This is a genomic window from Solitalea lacus (genome assembly GCF_022014595.1).
Taxonomy (GTDB): Bacteria; Bacteroidota; Bacteroidia; order Sphingobacteriales; family Sphingobacteriaceae; genus Solitalea; species Solitalea lacus.
In genome coordinates this window covers 3367819-3394513 of the sequence record NZ_CP091740.1, presented here as the reverse complement: position 1 = coordinate 3394513, position 26695 = coordinate 3367819, and the positions used below count along the sequence as shown (strand labels likewise).

At 41.2% G+C, this 26695-nt stretch carries 10 protein-coding genes; 7 read left to right on the top strand and 3 right to left on the bottom strand.

Features of this window, described 5'->3' with window-relative positions; all coding sequences use genetic code 11:
- Nucleotides 1–50 precede the first annotated feature (50 nt).
- From L2B55_RS14655 to L2B55_RS14630, 6 genes are all read left to right on the top strand, one after another.
- Complete coding sequence (locus L2B55_RS14655) at nt 51–1226, top strand: FecR family protein (RefSeq protein ID WP_237846898.1); 1176 nt, start codon at nt 51–53, stop codon at nt 1224–1226.
- Nucleotides 1227–1338: 112 nt separating this feature from the next.
- Entirely contained in the window at nt 1339–4683 is a 3345-nt protein-coding gene (locus tag L2B55_RS14650) for a SusC/RagA family TonB-linked outer membrane protein (protein ID WP_237846897.1), read from the top strand.
- A gap of 9 nt (nt 4684–4692) precedes the next feature.
- Nucleotides 4693–6120 carry a RagB/SusD family nutrient uptake outer membrane protein gene (locus L2B55_RS14645; protein ID WP_237846896.1) on the top strand — a complete coding sequence of 476 codons (1428 nt, stop codon included), beginning with the start codon at nt 4693–4695 and terminating at the stop codon, nt 6118–6120.
- A gap of 92 nt (nt 6121–6212) precedes the next feature.
- Complete coding sequence (locus tag L2B55_RS14640) at nt 6213–7142, top strand: ABC transporter ATP-binding protein (RefSeq protein WP_237846895.1); 930 nt, start codon at nt 6213–6215, stop codon at nt 7140–7142.
- Between the two features lie 23 nt (nt 7143–7165).
- A complete protein-coding gene (locus L2B55_RS14635) occupies nt 7166–9535 on the top strand; it encodes a Gldg family protein (protein ID WP_237846894.1) in 2370 nt (789 codons plus the stop codon).
- A gap of 270 nt (nt 9536–9805) precedes the next feature.
- Nucleotides 9806–11167 carry a MutS-related protein gene (locus L2B55_RS14630; RefSeq protein WP_237846892.1) on the top strand — a complete coding sequence of 454 codons (1362 nt, stop codon included), beginning with the start codon at nt 9806–9808 and terminating at the stop codon, nt 11165–11167.
- A 356-nt stretch (nt 11168–11523) separates the two neighbouring features.
- Here L2B55_RS14630 and L2B55_RS14625 read toward each other — a convergent pair whose 3' ends face one another.
- From L2B55_RS14625 to L2B55_RS14615, 3 genes are all read right to left on the bottom strand, one after another.
- Nucleotides 11524–12639 (bottom strand): TlpA disulfide reductase family protein, encoded by a 1116-nt coding sequence (locus L2B55_RS14625; protein ID WP_237846891.1) that lies wholly within the window; start codon nt 12637–12639, stop codon nt 11524–11526.
- A 355-nt stretch (nt 12640–12994) separates the two neighbouring features.
- Nucleotides 12995–15931 (bottom strand): M16 family metallopeptidase, encoded by a 2937-nt coding sequence (locus tag L2B55_RS14620; protein ID WP_237846890.1) that lies wholly within the window; start codon nt 15929–15931, stop codon nt 12995–12997.
- Between the two features lie 123 nt (nt 15932–16054).
- Nucleotides 16055–17359 (bottom strand): IS1380 family transposase, encoded by a 1305-nt coding sequence (locus L2B55_RS14615; protein ID WP_237846691.1) that lies wholly within the window; start codon nt 17357–17359, stop codon nt 16055–16057.
- A gap of 545 nt (nt 17360–17904) precedes the next feature.
- On the opposite strand from L2B55_RS14615, the gene L2B55_RS14610 reads away from it, so the two are divergent.
- Nucleotides 17905–26466 carry a T9SS type B sorting domain-containing protein gene (locus tag L2B55_RS14610; RefSeq protein ID WP_237846889.1) on the top strand — a complete coding sequence of 2854 codons (8562 nt, stop codon included), beginning with the start codon at nt 17905–17907 and terminating at the stop codon, nt 26464–26466.
- Nucleotides 26467–26695 lie beyond the last annotated feature (229 nt).

The window sequence follows — 26695 nt, the reverse complement described above, 5'->3', positions numbered from 1 at the left end:
ACTCATTGTTTTTTTGATTAGCAGTGTATTAGCTATCAATTACATAGAAAATGGAACAATCATTATATTCATTATTTAATAAGTACCTGGAAGATCGTTGTTCGGAGCAGGAGATATTGGTACTACTGAAACACTTCAAAGTTTCAGAAGATGAAGCTGTTTTAAAGCAACTCATATTAGCCGAGTTAAGCCAGGAGGAAATACTTGATTCTGATTTACCTGATGTTGATCTGCGCTTGGATGTGATCTATGCAAATGTAAAATCACATATAAAGCAGAATAACCAGTCAAATGTTCGCACGATTAGATTATGGCCTCGTATTTCGGTAGCTGCTGCCATTGCTTTAGCTGTTACAGTTGGAGGTTACATATATTTTAATAACCTGAAACAACCCTTTGAACAGCCTCAGCCCTCCCTCTATGCAAATGATATTGCTCCTGGTAAAAACACAGCAACATTAATATTGACTAATGGCAAAAAAATTATTTTGTCAGATGCGGTAAAAGGCGAGTTGGCAAAAGAAGCAGGTATAAGTATATCTAAAACGGCTGATGGTCAGATTGTATACGAGGTTAAGGATATCGCTTCTTCTTCAAATGAATTAAATACACTTTCGACTGCAAGAGGAGAAACCTATAGCGTTCGTTTGCCTGATGGTACAAATGTAACTCTGAACGCAGCCTCATCGCTTAAATATCCTGTAAGCTTTGCTTCTCTTAAAACACGTAAAGTTGAACTTACCGGCGAGGCCTATTTTGAAGTAGCTAAGGATAAAAAACATCCTTTTGTGGTAACGACCAATAATCAGGAGGTGGAAGTACTGGGTACACATTTTAATATTAATGCTTATGGCGATGAAGCCAATATCAAAACTACTTTACTTGAAGGTAGGGTAAGGGTTTCTGGAAATAATAAACAAGTTGTACTTCAGCCTAACCAGCAAGCAGTATTTAGTAATGATATACAAGTGAAAAATGTGGATGCTGAGGGCCAAATAGCCTGGAAAAAGGGTGAATTCAACTTTCAAAATAATGATTTAAAAACCATAATGCGCCAACTAGAGCGATGGTATTCAATCGAAGTTAAGTATCAGGGTAATTTCGATAAATACAGCTTTGGTGGTAGTACATTTAGGAATGAAAATCTATCAGAAGTGTTAAAAGTACTTGAATTAAGTGGTATCAAATTTAAAGCGGAGGGAAAAACAATAACAGTATATCAATAATAGACCAAAAAAAAGCCAGAAGCATTCGCACTGCTTCCGGCTGAATGCAGATTAAAATGCATAACAACCGTTAAGAGATCATTTTTACAATTTTCAATCTATTCGCAAATCTATGCAGTTAAAATTACTATTTAAAAAATCTTCACGCCTAATTCCAATTAAGGCTAAATCAAGTTTAAGCAAATTAACTTCAGGGTTAATTATTGTTTTAGCATTATTAATTAGTGAAAGTGTTTATTCTCAGGCTATTACGCTTAATAGCGCAAATGCTTCTTTAGAAAGCGTACTTGAATCAGTAAGTAAACAATCAGGGTACAAATTTTTTTACAATCAGGGCCAAGTTGCTAAAGCAAATCCTGTAACGGTATCTATTAAAAATCTTTCTTTAAAAGATGCTCTTGATGAAGTATTTAAAAATCAGCCGGTTGCCTATGCAATAGCAAATAAAACTATTGTCGTTACTGAAAAGGCGAAAAGTGGGAAACAGAAAAGCGACAATTTAAATGATGAAATCATCAACGGAACTATTATTGACAAAGCTGGCTTGCCGCTTCCAGGAGTAAACGTACAGATAAAAGGTAGCACTAAAGGCACTCAAACAAACGTAAATGGGGGCTTTTCACTAAGTGCGAATCAAAATGATGTTTTGGTTTTTTCTTTTATAGGTTTTAAGAAGAAAGAGGTAACTGTAGGCAAAAGTACTACCATGAACATCGTTATGGAAGAGGAATCGATGCAACTGAATGAAGTGGTGACAATAGCTTATGGAACAGCAGCAAAACGATTTCAAATTGGAAGTGTCAGCACACTAAAATCCTCGGAAATAGAAAAACAACCTGTGATGAATGTCGCACTGATGATGCAAGGCCTGATGCCAGGTCTTATTGTAAGCACATCAGGAGGTGCTCCGGGTGCACAGCAAAAACTTCAGTTGAGGGGCCAAAATACTATCCAAAGTGCATCTTATGCTGGTGGTATTAATCCGTTTGATCAGCCCTTGATTCTTATCGATGGCATTCCGTTCGCACCACAGAATAATAGTTTAGGGAGTACAAAATTAGGTGGAAACGGCGTAAGTCCATTGAACAGCCTGAACCCTGCAGATATCGAAAGCATAACTGCCCTTAAAGATGCTGATGCTACTTCTATATATGGGTCGCAAGGGTTGAATGGGGTAATACTAATTACTACAAAAAAAGGAAAAGCAGGCAAACCGAGTCTGAAAATTGATGCTTTCACAGCTCCGGAAAAGGCAACAAGAGTTGTTGAAATGCTAAATACCCAGCAATATCTTTCCTTAAGGAAGGAAGCCCTGAAGAATGACGGCGTTACCAATTTCACTCCTTATCAAGAGTTGTCTGCTTTTGATTCTACAAAATACACGAACTGGTTCCAAAAATTTTATGGCGGAACGGCAATTAATAAGACGGTAAATGCAAGTCTATCCGGAGGAAATGCAGATGTTACCTATCTTATATCCACCGGATTAACGAAGGCTACTTACAATTTCCCTGGCGATTTCAAGAATGAAAGGGTTAGCATTCATTCCGGTTTTAGTTACAATCCTGCTAACAGTAAGATTTCTGTGGATTTTGGTACTGATTTTTCCTACAATACAGATAAGTCGGCTACTGCTGAATTTACTAAAGCTTTACTTCTGCCGCCCAATCTGCCAGACATGTTAAATTCTGATGGTAGCCTTGTGTGGAATTACAAAGGAAAAGACTTTAGTCCTTATCAGATGCAAGCGCAGTTACTTACACGTTCAGAGATTGTAAATAAAGGTCTTAACAGCTCATTAAGGCTTGCTTACAAGCTATTACCCGGATTGAATATTAGCACTAATTTGGGTTATAGTTATTTTTATTCAGACCGAACTATGCAAGCCCCCAGAAGTTCTTATCCGCCATCACAAGCTAGCTCTTCGAATGCTATGTTTAATGATGATATAAATCAAACATTGAATGTAGAGCCACAAGCTGAATATCGGAAAAAAATCTCCAAAGGAAATTTGACCGTATTGCTTGGAGGTACCTATAAGAATCAAATTAATTCTGTAAATGGTATACAAGCATATAACTATGCAAATGATGCGTTTATAAATTCACCAAATGGAGGAGATAAGAACCAAACCTATCTTAACAATAGTATTTCTCCTTACAAGTATATTGCAGCATTTGGAAGAGTGAATTATGTTTATGATGATAAGTATATTATTAACATTACCGGTAGAAGAGATGGTTCCAGCAATTTTGGACCTAACCGACAGTTTGGTAATTTTGGTTCAGCAGGTTTAGGTTGGATATTCTCAGAGGAAGCATTCTTTAAGAAAGCAGTACCCTTTATCAATTTTGCAAAAGTTTCAGCTAACTATGGTACAGTGGGTTCTGATGGTATAGGTCCTTACCTCTTCCAGGACTATTGGACAAGAAATACCAATGTCGTTTTCCAGGGGGTAACTCCTTATCAACCCAATAAACTTTATAACCCGGATTTTAGCTGGGGGCTTAAGAAAATGTGGAATATTACATCAGAATTTGCTGCTCTTGATAACCGGATAAACCTGAATCTTTCTTGGTACCAAAACAGAACCAGCAACCAGCTAACATGGACCCCGTTACCATCGCAAGTTGGTATGTCTTCTGTGTTCCAAAACCTTGATGCAACTGTAGAAAATAAAGGTTGGGAGATTTTAATTTCGTCAGAAAATGTGAGGAGCAAAGACTTTTCATGGAGATCATCCCTCAATGTTTCTGTCAATCGAAATAAACTGATTGAGTACAACAATCTTGCAAACTCTTCGTACAAGGATACTTATACGATTGGTCGCTCCACCAGTACAATGAAGGTATTTCAATATAAAGGAGTAAATGAAACAACCGGTGTTTTTGAGTATTATAAGGCCGATGGGAAAACTCCAACCTCTAATCCCGCAAACCCTGACGATAAAGTGGCTATGGTGGATCTTCAACCAAAGTTCACTGGTGGATTTTCAAATAGTTTTACTTATAAAGGTTTTGATTTGTCTTTTTTATTCCAGTTTGTAAAACAGATGGGGTATAATCACTTGTATAATCTTGTTACAGAGGATTACCCTTTAACTAATGCAAATAAACCTGCAGCCTTGCTCGACCTTAACCGTTGGCAGAAACCTGGTGATAAGAATGCAGACTTGCAAAGATTGGGCAATAATGGAGGTTCTGCTTATTATTTCCGAAATTCTACTGCGGCCTTTGGAGATGCTTCCTATATCAGATTAAAGAATGTGTCATTGTCTTACGCATTCAGGGGCTCTTGGCTTGAAAAAGTAAAGGTTCAGAATTTACGTGTGTATGTGAATGCCCAGAACCTGTTAACAATTACAGGATATAAATTAGGAGATCCTGAAATGAACGGGAATTTGTATGGGATTCCACCTCAACGGACTGTTGCTTTCGGTACTTCATTAACCTTTTAAAAAAAAATCATGAAAAATATTCTTCTAATAAAAAATAGTAAACTCTATGTGGTTGCCATTTTGGTTTGTTTATCGTGCTTTTCTTGCAAAAAATGGATCGAAATACCAGCTCCCATAGATAAGATTGAGTCAGAAGTTGCTTTTTCTGACAGTACCACAATCGTTGCTGCAATAGATGGTGTTTATGCCAATTTTGGATATTATAATTATACGGGTATGGGAGGAATAAATGGCGAGTACCTCACTATATATCCAGCACTTTCTTCGGATGAACTTTCAGCAAGTTCACCTGGTTCGTATGTTAAGCAATTTGAAGACAATGGCCTCAGACCGGAAAATTCTACTGTATCAGCTTTTTGGAGAACAGGCTATGAAGGAATATACAGAATAAATGCATGCATTGAAGGGATCACTAAAAGCAATGGGGTTCGCAAAGAACTCAAGGACAGGTTTATAGGTGAAATAAAGGTGGCACGTGCCCTTTATTATTTTAACTTGGTTAATCTGTATGGTGGTGTGCCAATTGTTACAACGACAGAATATGCCGCTAACGCCAGACTTCCGCGTGCGTCGGAGAATGAGGTTTATCAGCTGATCATTGCTGATCTTAAGGAGGCCCGGAATGTATTAAAAGCAACCTATCCATCAGCTGGGCGTGCAAGACCTAATCTTTACACAGCAACCGCTTTGCTGGCGAAAGTTTATTTATATCAGCAAAACTGGGTTGAGGCGGAAAAAATGGCAAAAGAAGTATCCAATTCGGGAGTATACAGTCTGGTAACTGATCCTGATAAAGTTTTTTTAGGCACGAGCAGTACTTTTACTAATACCGAAGCCATCTGGCAGTTGCCAACAGTTGGAGGTAATTATCAACAAACAGCCGAGGCGTATACATTTGCATTTTATCCTATTAGGTTCGGTGTGATTCCAACGTATTATCTAACCCAAACATTAATAAATGCTTTTGAGCCTAACGATCTGAGAAAGACAAAATGGTTAAAAGCATTTACATTGAATGGGAATACCTATTACTATCCGTTTAAGTACAAAAACCTTGATGCTGGAACCACACCGCGCGAGGATTATATGTTGTTCAGGTTGTCGGAGCAATATTTAATATTGGCAGAAGCGCTTGCCCACCAGGGTAAATTGACAGATGCTTTGGTTTACCTCAATCAGGTACGTACTCGTGCCGGCCTGCCAACTATTAATCCGGAAACACAGGAAAGTTTATTAAATGCAATAATGCAAGAACGACGGATTGAGCTTTTTTGTGAACGAGGAAACCGCTGGTTTGACTTAAAACGAAGCGGTACTGCCAATACCGTATTAGGAGGAATGAAATCAGCAAAGTGGCAGCCAGAAGATGCATTATACCCAGTTGCATTGTCTGAGTTGAATACTAATTCTACTCTTGTGCAAAATCCTGGATATTAATAGAGAAACTCCTTTAATTTTTATATAGTTAAAATGCTTGGGCTGTGTTTTTACACAGCCCCTTGCTATCTTTTTTTTAAAATAACAGAAATATGCATAATCCATTAGTTAAAATTGAAGGTCTATCTCATAAATATACTGAGAATTGGGCCATCAGGGATATTAACCTGGAGATTGATTCCAAAGGAATTGTAGGACTGCTTGGTTCCAATGGAGCAGGCAAGTCCACCACGATGAACATACTTTGCGGTGCATTGAATCCAACGGAAGGAAAAGTGGTCATTGATGGAATTGATATGCGGGAAAATCCAGAAGAGGCCAAGAGATTAATTGGTTTTATGCCACAATACCCACCGCTTTATCTTGATCTAACGGTGGAAGAATACCTTACGCATTGCGCACATCTTCGACTTATTGAAAAGGGCAATATTAAAAAGGCGGTTAACGATGCGATGGAACGTTGTAAGATACCTCATTTTAGGAATAGACTGCTAAGTAATTTATCCGGTGGATACCGCCAGCGGGTAAGCATTGCTCAATCAATTATACACCTTCCCAAGTTAGTGGTGCTGGATGAACCTAATACCGGATTGGATCCTAACCAAGTAATAGAATTGAGAGCCTTAATTAAGGATCTGGCTTCAGAACGTGCTGTTATTCTTTCTTCTCATGTGTTATCTGAAGTGCAGCTGTTATGTCATAACATCCGAATGATTGAACATGGAAGAATTGTATTTGCAGATACTATGGATGCATTCAATAACTATATAGAGCCTCACAGTATATTGATGACTATGGAAAATCCGCCAAAATCGGAAGAATTATTGGCTATTGAAGGAGTGAGTTCTGCAGAATTTCTTACGGAAAAACAGATAAGACTCTTCTTTAACGGAAACACAGAGATCTCTGAAAGAATTATTGAGACCTGTGTGCATAATAAATGGCGCTTAAGGGAGATAAACCTGGAAAAAACTTCGCTCACTGAAGTATTTGCCCATTTGTCAAACCATAGAAAGAATTAGATACGAACCTTAAAAGAAAATAAGTGAAAAAGATTATAAGAATAGCGAGAATAGAGCTAAGTACAATGTTTTATTCTCCAATAGCATGGCTTATACTAATCATCTTCGTGATTCAGTGTGGAATACGGTATGCAGAAATTATGGAGGCCTATGTTTCTGCTCAAATTACTAATGGTAGTTCAACGCATTCTTTAACTAGTGGTATTTTTTCTTTTGGCAGAACCGCAGAAGGACTGTTTTCATATATGGCTGGTAAGCTATATTTCTATCTTCCATTGTTAACTATGGGGCTTATGAGCCGCGAAACCAGTAGTGGAACTATTAAATTGTTATACTCTTCGCCTTTAAAAATCAGGGACATTATTCTGGGTAAGTTTACGGCCATGGCTATCTTCAGTTTTGTGCTGGTTTTTATACTTGCCTGCTTTGGAGCCACTGCTATAGCCACTATTCCGTTTGCCGATTATGGGCAGATTTTATCAGGTTTATTGGGTATTTTTTTGCTGCTTTGTGCTTATTCTGCTATTGGACTGTTCATGTCCTGCCTTACCAATCACCAGATTGTTGCTGCTACGGGCACATTTGTAGTGTTTGCAATGCTTGGATATATCGATAAAATAGGACAGAATTTAGATTTTGTCAGGGAGCTTACTTACTATCTTTCTTTTACAGGACGTGCAGCAAGTATGATCGGGGGTATGGTTATGACGAATGATATTTTGTATTTCCTGCTTATTATTTCCTTGTTTTTATGTTTTAGTTATTTCAAGTTGCTTGCAACAAGAGAATCGAAGCCTGTGGTTGTAAGAGTAGGAAGATACATAGGTGCATTCGTTATTGTGATCACAATGACATATGTATCATCAAGGCCAACTTTAATAGGTTATTTTGATACTACCCGGAATGACAGGAATACACTTTCACTCAATGGGCAAGCCATTATTGGAAAAATGAAGGAGGGGACCGTTGAGGTGACAAGTTATATCAACCTCAATGATGCTTATTTCGGAGTGGGGCACCCAAGTGAAAGGATGAGAGACCTTGGCAGGTGGCAGAATTATATAAGATTCAAACCTGATATTAAACTGAACTACGTATATTATTATGATACCACTTTTGGGGCATACTCACGGTTTAAATATGAACCCAAGGGCACAACAATTAAAGCATTTGCTGAAAAAAATGCCAGGGCAAATAAGGTTAACTTAAGCGATTTTAAAACGCCTGAGGAAATAAGAAAAGTCATTGATTTAAGATCTGAGGAGAATAGATATGTGATGCAAATAAAATGCGATGGCAAAAGTACTTTTTTAAGGATTTACGATGACATGCAGACTTTTCCATCTGAAACAGAAACGTTGGCAGCTCTTAAACGGCTGGGAGAAGATAAGTTTCCAAAAGTTGGTTTTTTACAAGGTCAACAGGAGCGTAGTTCTGATAACCGCGAAGGGGATAAAGAATATGGATATTTAACCAGTAAAGGTTCATTCAGGCATTCGCTTATCAACCAGGGATTCGATGTGGAAACGGTTTCTTCAAACCAAAAGATACCATCCTATATATCTGTACTTGTAATTGCAGACCCGCGTGTAAGTTTTTCTTCCCAAGCTCTTGAAAATATCCGTGAATATATTGATAGAGGAGGGAATCTGCTGATTGCCGGTGAACCGGGTAAACAGGAGGTATTGAACCCTGTGTTGAAGCCATTAGGCGTGGAATTAACAGATGGTTTGCTTGTGCAACCGGGAACTAATTTGGCACCGGAACTGATATTGGCCGATTTTACTAAAAACGCAATTAAATTTTCGAACACAATTGCCAAGAGCGTATATGATAGTGCTAAGGTTATCATGAATGGGGCAACCGGATTAAGGTATAAAGAAGGAATTTTTACAATTGAACCATTGCTGACAACCAATATCAAAAAGGGCTGGCTTAAAAAAGCTGAACTGGATAAAGATATTCAATTGACTGCCAGTATCGGCAACTCAGTAAATGAGCCACAGGGAAAAAATGATGTTGCCTTTGTTGCTACTGATGGCGATGAGAAAGGTTCATTTCCTACAGCCTTGGCACTTTCTCGGAAAATAAACGGTAAAGAGCAACGAATCATGGTATCAAGTGATGCGGATTTTATGAGCAATTCAGAAGTATCAAATGTTCGAAAGCTCGATGGAGCGATAACCAACAACTTTGGTTTTGCCCTGGCTACGTTTGGTTGGTTGAGCCAAGGAGAATACCCGATTGATACCTCGATACCAGGAAGTAAGGATACCAAGCTTAACTTAACGGATAATGGACTTTCCATAGTGAAATTGATTTGGATTTACCTATTACCCGGAGCATTATTGAGTTTTGGATCTGTTTTGTTAATAAGACGCAGAAACAAATAATGATATTATGTTTAATGGCATTTAGGGAAAAGGGAGTGTCGACAAAGGCATATTTGCTTTAAGTAGGTAGGGATGAAATCCAGATTTGCCTCCATGCTATTTATCAATTAGATATTTATATTTAAGTGGCAAAAGTCGCGCTTCAGTGCGGCTTTTGCTATTCTACTGCCGATTGGAATAGGGGATTACGGCTGATCGTTATGGGATGATCATTGTAAGCAATGAAGGGATTTAGGATATATTGAATAAGAAAAGAGAAGAAGTGAAGATATGAGTTTTATAGTTGATAAACAGAGTCTGGAAGACCTAAACCTGATAAGGAAAGATAATCCCAACTCGATGCTTAGCCTGTACAATCAGGTTAAGACTTTAGGTGGAGAGAAGCTTTTGGAGACTATATTTAATACTCCATTGTCAGATCCTGGCAAGATCAACAAGCGTAGTGCGATTTTTCAGTATTTTCAACAACAAAATCTGAAGTTCCCTTTTAGTAAAGAAATGGTGGACATGTCGGAAAAATACCTGAACGAAGGTCATGATGATAGTTTTCTACGATCCACTATTCGTTTACTAAAATTTAAATCACTCGATATCGCCGTTCATTCGGAAGAATACGAGCGGTTAATAAATGGAGTAAAAACCACCATTGATCTGCTTGAGGATTTGTCCCAATATCTACTGCAACTAAATGACGCAGTGAATCATCCTTATAAATCTGAGATCGGGAAGTTAAAGCAGGTCTTCAAAGATCAACGGTTGGTCAATCTGTTAAAAGAAAACAGTCTCATGAAAGGGAATAGTGATGGGGATAACAACAGCATCCCATTCTTTAGGATAAACCGCTATCATTTCCTGCTTACTAGTACTTTGCAGGAAGAGTTGAAGTTTGTTTTTAAAGCCCTTTATGAGCTTGATGTTTATGTTGCTGTTTCGGGTGTAGCCAGGGCAAAGGGTATGGGGTATGCAAAAGCATTACCTGCCTCTGCAAGCTGTTTAAATGCCAAGGGGCTTAGGCATCCGGCTTTAGATAAAGCTATTTCTAATTCGATTTCATTAAGCCGGGATGAAAATGTGCTTTTTTTAACCGGAGCGAACATGGCAGGCAAATCAACCTGGATGAAAACGATCGGTTTAAGCATGTACATTGCGCATTTGGGTTTTCCGATTGCTGCTGATAGTTTTGAGTTTTCCATATTCGAAGGAATCTATTCATCAATTAATATTCCAGATAACCTGAATATGGGTTATAGTCATTTCTATGCCGAAGTGCTTCGGGTGAAAGATGTGGCACTGCAAGTAAGTGCCGGCAAAAATCTTTTGGTCCTTTTTGATGAGTTGTTTAAGGGAACCAATGTCAAGGATGCCTATGATGCAACCCTTGCCGTTTCTCAGGCATTTTCCGGTTATACGAATTGCCTGTTTGTGATCTCCACGCATATTAATGAAGTAGGTGAAGCATTGGGGGAACGCTGCGAGAATATTCAGTTTAGATACCTGCCCACAGTGATGGAAGGGTCTGTTCCAAAGTATACCTATCAATTGAAAGAAGGTATTGCCAACGACCGACAAGGCATGATGATCATTGAAAATGAAAGGATTTTAGAGATTATTGAAGGGAGAGAGGCCTCTTAGCTGGAAATTGGGGTGAAAATTGAAAAGGTTTGAACTTCAAAAAGCCTTTAAAAGTGCCTTGTGAAATTTAATAGCAACAAAAACACTGTCTTATACACACTAGGCAGCGTTTTTTTATAGGACCATAGGTCTGTAAATTTATCATGTTCGAAGGAGAATTGCGTTGTCGTTAAGCTTTACAAAAGGACTCAATTGCATCATATGAAGGGTGGTTTCTTCATATGTAACAGGTTGTATTCGACATGCTCTAGACCAGATTTTAACCTATTCTCATATTGGGAAAAAAACAAAGGAGGACGATATTCGCCCCCCTTTTATTTAGGTACTATGAAGAAAAGTTCTTATTTAAAGTCACATTAATTTAATAGTTCAGCCAGTTTCTTCTCCAAATTCTCGCCTCTTAGGTTTTTTGCAACGATTTTACCGTCTTTATCAATTAACCAATTAGCAGGAACGGAATGAACGCCGTAAAGCAATGCAACCTCATTTTGCCAGCCATTGAGGTCTGAAACTTGAGTCCAGGTTAAGTTATCCTTTTTAATTGCATTTAACCAATTCGTTTTACCCTTTGGAAAATCTAATGAAACACCAAGAACAGTGAAGTTTTTATCTTTAAACTTCTCATAAGCCTTGACAACATTTGGATTTTCAGCTCTACAAGGGCTACACCATGATGCCCAGAAATCAATTAATACATATTTCCCTCTAAAATCACTGAGTTTCACAGGCTTTCCTGTTGTATCGGCTTGCGTAAATTCTGGAGCCATAGCACCTACTGCAGTGGCTTTTACAGTAGCTATACGGCCAGCAAAATCTATACCTGCCTCACTATTTCTATTTTCCGCAGACAAAGAATTGAACAACGGTTCCATAATGTTGAGATCTATATCATTACCGGCAACTTCATTTAACGCAATCAGACTTATGTAACTATCTGGGTTTTCTTTGATAAATTGTTTCTGAAGCTTTGCTATTTCAGCTTCCGCAGGGTCGCCGATCTTTTTCAAACTAGCCCTATAGGCTGGATCTTTTCTTTGTGCATCTGTAGCTTTGTCCCATTGGGATCTTAATCCATTAATAATTCCTTTTTGCTCAGCCAATAGCTTTTGATACTTAATATAATCATCATTTACCTTTGAGCCTTTTATCAATGCATTTTTAATGGAGTCTTTTGCAATTAACTCTACACCACCTTCAGCTACATAAAAAAATAGCTCATCCCCTTTCGATTGGAAGCCTTTCCCATCATGATCAATTAAAACTTTTGCGCTTCTTGGGCCAGCCACTGTAAAAGCAAATGAACCGCTCTTTAAAACTGTAGAATCAATCACCCTTTTCCCCTTCGAAGCATAAAACAAATATGCTTTTGCAGGTGTCTTTATACCTTCAATTTTCCCCTTTACAGTATAAGTCGACTCTTGTGCAAATAGAGAGCATGGAAGTGCTAATAATAATGTTGTAAGTATTCTCATCTTTATTTCTTTTGGGTTGATTATTGTGACTGCTCCATTTTCTTTTAATTGATAACTAATACACAGCTAGTCCATAAAACAATGACTCCACTTAATAGAAAAATCACTAACCTTCAATAACTACCTGGTAATCAGGTGAATATTTTTTTAATATATGCTTGCTAACAGTAAGCTACATGGTAGCATGATAAGTCGTGGAGAGAGGGACATGGGATTGGAATCTTTTGTGAAGTAGTTATAAATCTTACTACCCTGAATATCCAACAGAAAAATAGGATAATAAAAGAGGGTGAATTAAAACAACTCACCCTCTCTTGATTTTCAAGATTTTTGACAATCTTGATACTAGCTAATGTTAATAGCCAAAAATTTCTTCTAATGTTAATGTTTTCAGATCACCTACTTTTTTCAAGTCATCCATCTTAATTTTTTTATCAGAAGCTACTACACAATAGGTATAGGATTTATTAGCCAGCTCCTGTTGGTGGAACTTGATAATATCTTCCAGATTAATTTTATCCAGTGCTTCGTATTCTTTTTTACGAGGATCGTAGTTTAACCCTTTTTTCTGAGCAGCAAGATAGGAGAAGATTACACCATCCTGAGTGATGCGCTGGGTTTCGATGTCTTTTTTCTCACTAAGTTTAGCTGCTTCAAAGTTTTTATTTACTTGAGGTAAGTTATTCAATAACTCGTTCATGCCTTTTAAAGCATCATTCATTTTATCAGCCTGGCAACCTACATAGGCCATAATGGTATAAGGTTCGTCTTTTTTAGCAGGAGTTGCGTAGTTGGCATAAGTTGAATAAGCCAATGCTTTTGATTCACGAATGGTTTGGAAAACAATGGAACCCATCCCTCCGCCAAAATAACCATTGAATAAATCAATTACAGGTTGTTTATCGGCATTATAAGTTGAAGTGTTGCGTAACCAATTAACTTCCGATTGCACCATGTCGTAATTGGCAAACAATACTTGATTTGAGTTTTGGGTAGTGCGAGCAAATTTAATAGCAGGAGCTGCATCTTTGAAGGTGGCTGGTAATTTATGCAGACCCGCTAACGTAGTTGTAACCTTAGCTAACGGCTCAGGGCCGTAGTAAATTACCGTATGTTTATAATTCATCAAATCATGCAGAATATCAACCAGTTGCTGAGCTGTGATATTGGCAATTTCCTGATCACTCAACGCATTATTAAACGGATTTTTAGCCCCGTAAGAAGCATAGCTCGATAAGCCTTTCATGATATTGCCTTTATTTAATTTGGCATCGGCACGAACCTTCATAATACGACCTTTGAAGGCGGCAAAGGCTGCATCATCGGCTTTACAGTTTGCAATAATATGCTCAAACAGCGAAACGGCTTTGCCAAAGTTTTCTTGTAAGCCGGTAATGGTTACCGTGCTTTCTTCATTTCCGGCTCCTGCATTAAAGCTGCTTGCAATATTGTAATATTCCTTGCTGATTTGTTCTGAAGAATATTTATCCGTTCCTAAGAACGAAAGGTATGAAAATGCCAGTGGCAATAATTTGTTGTTCCAACCGCCCATATCAAACTTATAGTACAAGCGATATAGCTGGTTATCTTTGTTTTGAGTGTATAGAACGCTTGCATTTCCAAGTTTTCCTTTTTGAATGTCTTTTTCAAAATTCATCCATTGAGGAATAACCGCAGTTGCAGGCATATTGTTAACCATCGCTACAAAAGCTGACTGTTTACCTGCATTGGTTTCAACAGGAGTAATTGTTGGTTTATCAACTTTCACAACGTTTTTGTCTTCACCTTTGCGTTTGTACAGTACTACGTAGTTATTGGCAAAAAACTTATTAGCAAACTCAACCACCTGTTGTTTGGTAATTTTAGCCTCATCATCTAACCACGAAACGCTCTTATTCCATCCTTCTCCCTTGTTTTGGATGAAAGTTGTCATTAGTGCCTCGGCTCTATTTCCATTGCCTTCAAGCCCTTGGATTTCACCCAATTTTGCATTCGCAATTACCGCTTTAATCAGCGATTCATCAAAATTACCTTTCTTCAGTTGTTCTAACTGACCCATTAACAATTCTTTTACCTGTTCAAGTGTTTGTCCTTGTTTGGGAGTTCCAGTCAAAATGAAAATACCGTAATCTTTGTACTGGTTCAGTCCGGATCCTGAACTTTGTAATTTTTGCTGTTTATTAAGATTCAGATCCATTAAACCAGCTTTGCCATTACTTAAAATGCTGGAAATTAAGTCAAGCATTAGAGCATCATGTGTGCCTTCGGCCGGTGTTCTGTAACAAATGCGCATGTTTTCAGCGCTTGGGCCATAAATATCTTTAACAATAGGAGCTGCGATTGGCTTTTCTAGAGCTGGCTTATATTCAGTGATTGGCTTAGGCTGCATATAAGCGAAATACTGAGCAACTTTTTTTACCACTTCATCCGGATTAAAATCACCGGCCATTATAATAGCCATGTTATTAGGCACATAGTACTTATTATAGTATTCACGAATGGCCTTTAGCGAAGGATTTTTAAGATGCTCAATAGTACCAATTGTAGTTTGCTGTCCGTAATTATGTGTAGGAAAGAGATTGTAATGCATGGCCTCACTCATTTTGTTGCCATCATTATCTAAACCACGGTTTTTCTCTTCATATACAGCTTCAAGTTCCGTATGAAAAATACGAAACACCGGATAACGGAAGCGCTCAGCCTGCACGGTTAAAAACTTATCCAATGCATTGGCCGGAATATCTTCTTCGTAAACTGTTTCTTCAACCCAGGTATGAGCGTTAGTTCCCTGCGATCCCATTGAGGCCATTAGTTTATCGTACTCATTGGCGATGGCATACTTTGAAGCCTCTCCTGATACACGGTCAATTTCTTTGTAAATTTCCTTACGCTTAGCTTCATCTGTGGTGGTATTGTACTGCTCATACAACCCCTCAATCTTATCTAGTAAGGGTTTTTCTTTAGCCCAGTCTAATGAGCCATATTTGTCAGTACCCTTAAACAATAAATGCTCAAGGTAATGTGCCAAACCGGTATGGTCTTTCGGATCGGTATTACTACCAGCCCTTACTGCAATTTTGGTAGCAATACGCGGTTCTTTCTTGTTAACGCTTAAAATAACACGCAAACCATTTTTAAGTGTATAAAAGCGTGTTTGCATGGGATCATTGGTTACATACTTATACGTGTAACCGGCTGCCGAAGCCTGTTTCCATTCATACTTACCTTGCGAAAAAGCAACTTGAAAGGTACAGGTAAATGCTACAAACAGTAGCAATACTCTAATTCTCATAAGGGTATAAAAATTTGGTTAAAGATTAAATCAGGCCAAAAATATACTTCGTATTTGTTAGTTGAGATATTATTTTGGTTACAATAGGTTATGTTTTGCAAATGCACTCCACTTTAACCTGAATTATGCATTAGAATAGGAGAACTTACCATCCAGCAGGTCAATTTTAGCAAATAATCCATCCATCCATTGCCGCTTTTTGAGGGGCAATGAGATTTTTAGCACTTTTCTGTTGGCATGAGTTGCAGTCCAGGCTCCTAATGCAAAGCAATAGGATTTTAGTGTTTGGTGGGTAGCTTTATTGTGTTCATTTAAAGCAAAGTGTCTAAAAAGACTAATCAGGTTATAGGCTACCATGATGAACCGGAAGGAGGCTTCTGTTGCCCAAAAGTTTTGCATGCAGAAGTTTTCCAGACCAAAATCTTGTTTGAGCTCTTTAATCCGATTCTCGCAATCGGCCCTTGAATTATAAATGTTCCATACCTGGTCAAGAGGTAAATCCAAATTGGTCACATAGCAACTAAACCGATACCCTGGCATATCCTCAAAAAGAAGTTTACCTGTGCAATTAGGCCGATCCTCTACCCGTTTTTTGACAATAATATACCGCCTTGGCTTACCTTGTGAATGGCTGAAAGTCATTTCACTCAACTCTATTCCTTTGCTAAGGGTAATCCATGCGCTCCGGCAGAGTACTTCGCTTTTTATATTGGGATACATTCTGACGGCTACCACGTAGTTTAGCCGCTTTTGCTCAAGGTAATCAAGGATTTCTTCGGTATAGAAGCCACTATCTCCACGAACCAAACCCACTTTCTTCCCCTGCAGACAACAATCAAAGGTTTCCTGCATAAATGCTACGCAATTAGAACTGGCCGCGGTATTTCCGGGTCGCAACCAGGCATTGGCCACCATTCTGGTTTGACTGATAAAAGCCATCAGGGGATGATGGGAGTTCCTGCCCTTTTTATTGGGATTATAACCTACGGCACTGCCTTCCTGTTCTCCATACCGGGTAATAACGGTACTGTCAAAATCAACCGTAATTGTGTTGATTTCCAGCTGCTCCATGAACCACTGCTGCAGGGCAGGGAAGACTTCTGTATTTTTGGCTTGATTGAATTTATTGAAAAATCGACTATAGGTGCTCTGAGAAGGCATCTGCTTCAGACCGAAAATGTCTTGAAGAACCGTATCGTATCTTACCCAGTCGCAATGAATGTAACGACTGGCCCCCGTCCAAATACCTAACCAAAAGGACCGAACAATATCCGATGGTAAATATCCCCGATTGGAGCCTGCAACAGGCAGTGCCAGTTTATTAAGCTGTTCATAAATCTGGGTCTTATCAAGCATGCGCTTTAGTAAACTCATCCCGCCAAATGGGGTTACGGGTTTGTCTGAATACTCTATGGGCAAATTAACCATCAGGGTGAAGTTGTAAATCGCTTTGGGTGACTAATATAAAGACACTTATCGATTACTTTAATAATCTATTGCATAATTCAGGTTTAAGTTAAATAATGCATTTAGGTACCTGTTTGAACTAATATGCTGAAGCCAATACTATGTTCATATTTCTGAAAATAAGATTATGAATTCTCTACTATAACTATCTGCACTTTATTATACTCATTCTTTCTAAAATAGTTTTTTGAATATAGAAGAGACAGGTGTATTGAAATTAAGGTAAGGTGCTCATTTATAGGTTATTTGATGTTAAAGGCTGGGCTTCTAAAATTTAAGAATTTATGCTAAAAAGACGATTGTTTTTTAGATATAACTCATTGAAAATCAATATGTTTAACTGTGACTGGGTTTGCTTGTAAATTTAATCGTCTAACTAACTGTTATTTAAATGAATTTTTTGGCATGATTCATGGTAAATTTTTAATGTATTGGGAAATTATTTCTACTGTGAAATAGTTTCCTCGAAATAGACCTCCACATTCTTTTAATTTAAGTTCAATCTTATGATAAAAGTCAACTACGCTTTCGCCGTGGACAGCATTTCTCATGCTTTTAACGGAACACCACAAATGGGTGAAACCTTAATCACACACACAAACACAAAACGAAAGGCCACTTTCAAGGTTCCACATATCATAGGCAAAAGCAAGTTCCGAAATCATCCCCCTGGCCCTCCTTCTCCGGATATTTTACTTAATCCATCTATACACTTAAAAAAATCTGCAATGAACAATTTTTTACGCTTTCTTGGAACGGTTTTTAGGAAACCAAGAGCTTTTCTGACTATAATTTTACTGTTGAATCTGGTGGGGGTGGGGAGTGTGTTGGGGCAAACTCAAACTCAAACATTTACATCATCAGGTACTTTTATAGTTCCTCCGGGTGTTACTAGTGTTTCTGTTTCTGCTTGGGGTGGTGGTGGTGCTGGTGGGGGGGTTGCATCATCGTCATCACGTAGAGGTGGCGGCGGAGGGGCTGGAGGTTCATTTGCAGGAGGAACACTTTCTGTTACACCGGGAACAACTTATACTATTACTATTGGTGCAGGAGGAGTTGGGCAAGTTGGATTAGATGGTACCAATGGAGCTAGTAGTTCATTTGGTACTAGTATTATCGCCCTAGGAGGTCCTGGTGGAAAGGTTGGAAATAATTTCAGCCAATGGGGTTTAAAAGGAACTGCTCCGATTTCAGGAAATACTGTAAATGGAACTTCTCAAGCTAACTGGTATGGTGGTGATGGAGCAAATGCAGGTAATAATGATAATGGTGGTGGCGGTGGTGGAAGTGCTGGCGCCGGTGGTAATGGAGCAGATGCAAGTGGATCAAATGGTGGCTCTGGAGGATCAAATGGTGGTATTGATGGAGCTGATGGTGTTTCAAGCGGTGATGGAGCAGGCAACGATGCTAGTTCTCCTGGTGCAGGAGGAGGAGGTGCAAGGTTAAATAGTGACGGGGGGAATAATTTCAAAGGTGGGAACGGAGGAAATGGTCAAGTAACAATTACGTACACTTGTGCTGTTCCTTCTCAACCCAGTACAATTACAGGCATCACAAATCCTTGCCTAGGTTCTTCACAAACCTATAGTGTAGCCAATGTGCCAGGTGTAATATATACATGGATATTGCCTTCCGGTTGGACAGGTACAAGCACAACTAACAGTATAACAGTAACGGTGGGTTCTGGCTCAGGAAGTGTTCAGGTAACTCCTTCTAATGCTTGCGGAAACGGAACTGCCAGATCGCTAGCAGTTACTCCGACGACTACCGTTCCATCTCAACCATCAGCTGTTGTAGGAAATGCTACTCCATGTCAAGGATCATCCCAGACTTACAGCGTAACGAATGTTACCGGAGTAACTTACAACTGGACTTTACCATCTGGCTGGATAGGCACAAGTACAACTAATAGTATAACAGTTACCGTTGGTTCTGGCTTTGGAAATATAACTGTGACACCTTCTAATAGTTGTGGGAACGGAACTGCCAGAACACTAGCAGTTACTCCGACTCCTGGCGTTCCAGCCCAAACATCAGTTGTTTCAGGAAATGCTACTCCATGTCAAGGATCGTCCCAAACATACAGTGTAAGCAATGTGGCTGGGGTAACTTATGCATGGACTTTGCCTTCAGGCTGGACAGGTTCAAACACTACAAACAGTATTACAGTTAATGTAGGTTCCGGCTCAGGAAATATAACAGTGACACCTTCCAATAGTTGTGGAAACGGGGCCGCACGAACTTTGGCCGTTTCTCCAATGACAGTACCTGCCCAACCCAGTACAATTACAGGTAGCAGCACAACTCCTTGTCTAGGTTCTTCACAAACCTACACTGTAACTAATGTGTCAGGTGTAACTTATGTATGGAACTTGCCTTCAGGTTGGACGGGTACAAGTACTAGTAATAGCATAGCCGTTACTGTGGGTTCCGGTTCTGGAAATATAACCGTAACACCTTCCAATAGTTGCGGAAACGGAACTGCCAGAACTTTGGCGGTGACAACTAGTATACCCCCAACTACAACAGGAGTTACCATTTGCCCGGGTGGAAACGGCGAGATGATAACTTCAACAGTTTGTCCTTCAGGTAGCTTGACTGGTTCTGGAGCTATTTATGCTGGAGGAGGTGCTAACATAACCAGTATAGGAAATACGTCGTGGGGGGGCGCAACAGTTGGTAATATTGTAAGTGATAATAACTCCTATGCAACTGTTACCTTGCCAAATTCAAGTGCGATAAGTAATTATTTACAGGCCTCAAACTTCGCGTTTGATATAATTCCTAATAATGCGAATATTAATGGTATTCAAGTAACAATTGGTAGATTTTCAAGTAATGTCAGCAGTAATGTTCGTACTCGAGACAATGAAGTTAAATTAGTAAAAGCAGGATCTATAGTTGGATCCAATAAAGCTAATTTGGGTGTAGACTGGCCTTCAAGTGAAGAGGCTTTTACATATGGGGGGGTATCAGATCTTTGGGGAACAACCTGGACTGCAAATGATATAAAATCTAATTTTGGAGTTGTATTATCAGTATTGAATGCTACTCAATTTGGCCAATCTTATACAGCATCTGTAGACTATATCCAAGTCACGGTAACCTATACAGTTAATGGAGTTATTCAATGGTATACTGCATCTTCAGGCGGTTTGCCAATTGGTACAGGCTCTCCATTTAATCCGGTTGCATCTTTGCCGGACGGCAATACCAATACACCAGGCACCTACACATTCTTCGCAGAATGTTCAATCAACCCGGGTTGCCGTACTGCTACGGAATTTAAGATTAATCCAATGCCAAATGCTCCGGCAGCAGATGAAAATACCTACTCATATGATGGCACGGCGAAAACGGCAAATTCAAGTGTAGGAGCCGGAGAAGTTATTGATTGGTATGCTGCAGCTACTGGCACCACAACAGCTTCTGCACCCACAGGCACCAATGCCGGCACTTATATGGCATATGCAGAAGCCAGAAATACAAGTACTGGTTGTGTAAGTGCTAATAGAACACTTATAACGTTAACAATTAATAAAGCCACAACTACTACCGTGGTTACGATTAACGGCGGACCGTTCATTTACACAGGTTCGGCTCAGACCCCGGCGACCGTTAGCGTAACGGGTGCAGGCGGATTGAACGAAACACCGGATGCTGCTTATGCAAACAACACCAATGCGGGCACAGCCACAGCGAGCTACAGCTACGCGGGGGATGCCAATCACGAACCAAGCAGCGACAGCAAGCCATTTGAAATCGGCAAAGCCTCGTCGACTACCGTGGTTACGATTAACGGCGGACCGTTCACTTACACAGGTTCGGCTCAGACCCCGGCGACCGTTAGCGTAACGGGTGCAGGCGGATTGAACGAAACACCGGATGCTGCTTATGCAAACAACACCAATGCGGGCACAGCCACAGTGAGCTACAGCTACGCGGGGGATGCCAACCACGAACCAAGCAGCGACAGCAAGCCATTTGAAATCGGCAAAGCCTCGTCGACTACTGTGGTTACGATTAACGGCGGAACGTTCACTTACACAGGTTCGGCTCAGACCCCGGCGACCGTTAGCGTAACGGGTGCAGGCGGATTGAACGAAACACCGGATGCTGCTTATGCAAACAACACCAATGCGGGCACAGCCACAGCGAGCTACAGCTACGCGGGGGATGCCAACCACGAACCAAGCAGCGACAGCAAGCCATTTGAAATCGGCAAAGCCTCGTCGACTACCGTGGTTACGATCAACGGCGGACCGTTCATTTACACAGGTTCGGCTCAGACCCCGGCGACCGTTAGCGTAACGGGTGCAGGCGGATTGAACGAAACACCGGATGCTGCTTATGCAAACAACACCAATGCGGGCACAGCCACAGCGAGCTACAGCTACGCGGGGGATGCCAACCACGAACCAAGCAGCGACAGCAAGCCATTTGAAATCGGCAAAGCCTCGTCGACTACCGTGGTTACGATCAACGGCGGACCGTTCATTTACACAGGTTCGGCTCAGACCCCGGCGACCGTTAGCGTAACGGGTGCAGGCGGATTGAACGAAACACCGGATGCTGCTTATGCAAACAACACCAATGCGGGCACAGCCACAGCGAGCTACAGCTACGCGGGGGATGCCAACCACGAACCAAGCAGCGACAGCAAGCCATTTGAAATCGGCAAAGCCTCGTCGACTACCGTGGTTACGATCAACGGCGGACCGTTCATTTACACAGGTTCGGCTCAGACCCCGGCGACCGTTAGCGTAACGGGTGCAGGCGGATTGAACGAAACACCGGATGCTGCTTATGCAAACAACACCAATGCGGGCACAGCCACAGCGAGCTACAGCTACGCGGGGGATGCCAACCACGAACCAAGCAGCGACAGCAAGCCATTTGAAATCGGCAAAGCCTCGTCGACTACCGTGGTTACGATCAACGGCGGACCGTTCACTTACACAGGTTCGGCTCAGACCCCGGCGACCGTTAGCGTAACGGGTGCAGACGGATTGAACGAAACACCGGATGCTGCTTATGCAAACAACACCAATGCGGGCACAGCCACAGCGAGCTACAGCTACGCGGGGGATGCCAATCACGAACCAAGCAGCGACAGCAAGCCATTTGAAATCGGCAAAGCCTCGTCGACTACTGTGGTTACGATTAACGGCGGACCGTTCACTTACACAGGTTCGGCTCAGACCCCGGCGACCGTTATCGTAACGGGTGCAGGCGGATTGAACGAAACACCGGATGCTGCTTATGCAAACAACACCAATGCGGGCACAGCCACAGCGAGCTACAGCTACGCGGGGGATGCCAACCACGAACCAAGCAGCGACAGCAAGCCATTTGAAATCGGCAAAGCCTCGTCGACCACTGTGGTTACGATTAACGGCGGACCGTTCACTTACACTGGTTCGGCTCAGACCCCGGCGACCGTTAGCGTAACGGGTGCAGGCGGATTGAACGAAACACCGGATGCTGCTTATGCAAACAACACCAATGCGGGCACAGCCACAGCGAGCTACAGCTACGCGGGGGATGCCAACCACGAACCAAGCAGCGACAGCAAGCCATTTGAAATCGGCAAGGCCTCGTCGACTACCGTGGTTACGATTAACGGCGGACCGTTCATTTACACAGGTTCGGCTCAGACCCCGGCGACCGTTAGCGTAACGGGTGCAGGCGGATTGAACGAAACACTGGATGCTGCTTATGCAAATAACACCAATGCGGGCACAGCCACAGCGAGCTACAGCTACGCGGGGGATGCCAACCACGAACCAAGCAGCGACAGCAAGCCATTTGAAATCGGCAAAGCCTCGTCGACTACTGTGGTTACGATCAACGGCGGACCGTTCACTTACACAGGTTCGGCTCAGACCCCGGCGACCGTTAGCGTTACGGGTGCAGGCGGATTGAACGAAACACCGGCAGCTTCGTATTCGAATAACACCGATGCGGGAACGGCCACGGCAAGTTATACCTACGCAGAAACTGCCAACTACTTAGGCTCCAGCGGCAGCGAGACCTTTGCCATCGGCAAAGCAGCAACCACCACCGTGGTTACGATCAACGGCGGACCATTCACTTATACCGGTTCGGCTCAGACCCCAGCGACAGTAAGTGTGACCGGAGCTGGCGGCTTGAATTTGACCCCGGCAGCTTCATATGCGAATAACACCGATGCGGGAACGGCCACGGCAAGTTATACCTACGCAGAAACTGTCAACTACTTAGGCTCCAGCGGCAGCGAGACCTTTGCCATCGGCAAAGCAGCAACCACCACCGTGGTTACGATCAACGGCGGACCATTCACTTATACCGGTTCGGCTCAGACCCCGGCGACAGTAAGTGTGACCGGAGCTGGCGGCTTGAATTTGACCCCGGCAGCTTCGTATGCGAATAACACCGATGCGGGAACAGCCACGGCAAGTTATACCTACGCGGAAACTGCCAACTACTTAGGAAGCAGTGGCAGCGAGACTTTTGCCATCGGCAAAGCAACAACCACCACCGTGGTTACGATCAACGGCGGACCATTCACTTATACCGGTTCGGCTCAGACCCCGGCGACAGTAAGTGTGACCGGAGCTGGCGGCTTGAATTTGACCCCGGCAGCTTCGTATGCGAATAACACCGATGCGGGAACAGCCACGGCAAGTTATACCTACGCGGAAACTGCCAACTACTTAGGCAGCAGTGGCAGCGAGACCTTTGCCATCGGCAAAGCAGCAACCACCACCGTGGTTACGATCAACGGCGGACCATTCACTTATACCGGTTCGGCTCAGACCCCGGCGACAGTAAGTGTGACCGGAGCTGGCGGCTTGAATTTGACCCCGGCTGCGGCTTATGCAAATAATATCAATGCAGGCATGGCTACATCAAGCTATAATTTTGAAGGGGATATCAATCATTTGGGTTCTAGCGATAGCAAGAATTTTGAGATCGGTAGGGCTAATGCCGTGATAACCGTTATTCCATACAGTGTCACTTATGATGGAAACGCACATACATCGACCTTCACAGCTGTAGGCGTAGAGGCTACTCCAGTGAATCTTGTGGGCCTGTTGACAGTGAGCGGCACCACGCATACTAATGCGGGTACATACTCTGGCGATGCATGGAGCTTTGCGGGCAACGGCAACTACAACGAGGCTAGTGGTACGGTTAATAACGTAATCGGCAAGGCGCCTACTACAACTATTGTTTCCATTGCCAATGCTTCTTATGATGGAAGTGTTCATGGCGGCACGGCTTCCGTAACCGGAGCAGGCGGTTTGAATCAGACTTTGACAGTTATTTATAGCGGTACAACGCTAGGAGGTGCTACCTATAACAGCACTACTGCACCTACGGATGCAGGAAACTATAACGCCAGAGCTACTTATGAAGAAAGCGCCAATCATTTGAGTTCTCAAGACAACAAAGCCTTTACCATAAATGCAGCACTTACTTCTGTTTCCATCAATCCTTATCAAGTGCAATATTCAGATCAGGTGACTTTACATGCTACTATTACGGCTTCTTCAGGTCAGGCAGACTTAAATGCCACCGGAGGTAAAGTATTGTTTGGTTTACAGCCAATTGGGGGGGCTTATGTGTACCTCGGGGAAACTGATGCAACAAATTGGTCGGTTGTTGGAGGGTCAGGAAAGGTAACAAAAGCTTATACGATTACTCAAGCGCCGGGTACCTATACTATAGTTGCTACATTCACTCCTAATTCATCGAATTTTACGGCTTCAACTGTTAACAATAGTAGTATTTTAACGGTTAAACAGGAAGATGCAACTATAGATTATACTGGAATGCAACTTGTGGCCACACCAACGGCTACTGCTACCTCAGCAAATATTACTTTGAGGGCAAATATTTTAGATATATCAGTAACCTCAACTAACGATGCTCTACCAGGTGACATAAGTAAAGCTAGGGTTAAGTTTGTTTTGAGAGATAATGGCACAAGCACAGATATATCAAATTGGCTTCCAGTAACACTTGTTAATAATAATGATTCACGAATTGGATCTGTTTCATTTAATTGGTTGAATGTGCCAATTGCAGCTACCGAAGCGTCAAAACAATTTACGATTGGAATAATTGTAGATAAAGGTGGTGCTACAGACAATGGTCATTACAAAGGAAGTGAATCCAATGATAATGTTGTGGTGACTCTTTACAGACCTGATGGTGATTTTATTACCGGGGGTGGATTTATTGTTCCGACCAATTCTGTGGGAAGCATGAGTTGTGATGCTGGTAAAAAAATGCACTTTGGGTTTAATGTGAAGTTTAATAAAAAGGCTACTAGTTTAAAAGGTAGTATGAACATCATCTTCCAACGGACTGAAAGTGACGGAAAGGTGCATATTTATCAGATTAAAGCCAATGCGATGCAGTCCTTGGGAGTAAATGCAAGCAATCTAAGTCATCAGACTGCTAATTATGTTTCTAAAACAAACATAACCGACATCACCAATCCATTGGCACCGGTTGCAATGGGCGGAAACAAATACTTGCACGTAACTATGACCGATAATGGAGAACCTGGAACCAATGACTGGATATCATTTGCCCTAGTGGATGGAGATGTAAATCCGAATGTGCTTTCAAACCTACTTTTATCAAGTAATTGGGACAACAGTAAAACTCTGGAAATGAAATTAGGGGGAGGAAATATAGTGGTTCACAGCGGATTTAATGTGAATTCGAACAGTAGTATTACCGCGCAAGGATTATCATTAGAAGCAGTTAATTCCAATGAATTAATTGACAAAAATGAGAAAAAAGATGAATTAAAGGGCGGTTTGAAAATTCCTAACGTATTCACTCCAAATGGTGATGGAATTAACGATAGTTTCACGATTTCAGGAATAGAACAACTTGACAATAGTTTGGAGATTTATGATACAAGAGGTAAGGTAGTCTACAAGGCCATGAATTACTCAAATAATTGGAACGGAGGGGGAATTCCTAGTGGTACCTATTATTACGCACTTAAAGTGAAGGAAGAAGGTGTTTGGAAAACCTACTCATCCTATGTTCTAATTCTTCGATAGAAACATTAAATCAAAAAAGACCCGAAAATATCTCGGGTCTTTTTGATTTAATACTGTTTATCTTAATGAGAATTTAAAAAAGTCCGAAAAATAAATTGTTAAGCAATCTTTTTGAGCAATACCTGAATAAAGGTAGTTTTTCTATTCTCCATATTATTCACCCACAAAATATTCGAATCTTTGGTTGAAATGAGAGAAAATGCTTTGTTAAAAGAAAATGTCTGACTTT

Coding starts and splice junctions, on each gene's coding strand:
- L2B55_RS14645 (WP_237846896.1), top strand. CDS start 4,693: ATGAAAAATATTCTTCTAATAAAAAATAGTAAACTCTATGTGGTTGCC.
- L2B55_RS14625 (WP_237846891.1), bottom strand. CDS start 12,639: ATGAGAATACTTACAACATTATTATTAGCACTTCCATGCTCTCTATTT.
- L2B55_RS14615 (WP_237846691.1), bottom strand. CDS start 17,359: ATGGTTAATTTGCCCATAGAGTATTCAGACAAACCCGTAACCCCATTT.
- L2B55_RS14650 (WP_237846897.1), top strand. CDS start 1,339: ATGCAGTTAAAATTACTATTTAAAAAATCTTCACGCCTAATTCCAATT.
- L2B55_RS14630 (WP_237846892.1), top strand. CDS start 9,806: ATGAGTTTTATAGTTGATAAACAGAGTCTGGAAGACCTAAACCTGATA.
- L2B55_RS14655 (WP_237846898.1), top strand. CDS start 51: ATGGAACAATCATTATATTCATTATTTAATAAGTACCTGGAAGATCGT.
- L2B55_RS14620 (WP_237846890.1), bottom strand. CDS start 15,931: ATGAGAATTAGAGTATTGCTACTGTTTGTAGCATTTACCTGTACCTTT.
- L2B55_RS14610 (WP_237846889.1), top strand. CDS start 17,905: ATGATAAAAGTCAACTACGCTTTCGCCGTGGACAGCATTTCTCATGCT.
- L2B55_RS14640 (WP_237846895.1), top strand. CDS start 6,213: ATGCATAATCCATTAGTTAAAATTGAAGGTCTATCTCATAAATATACT.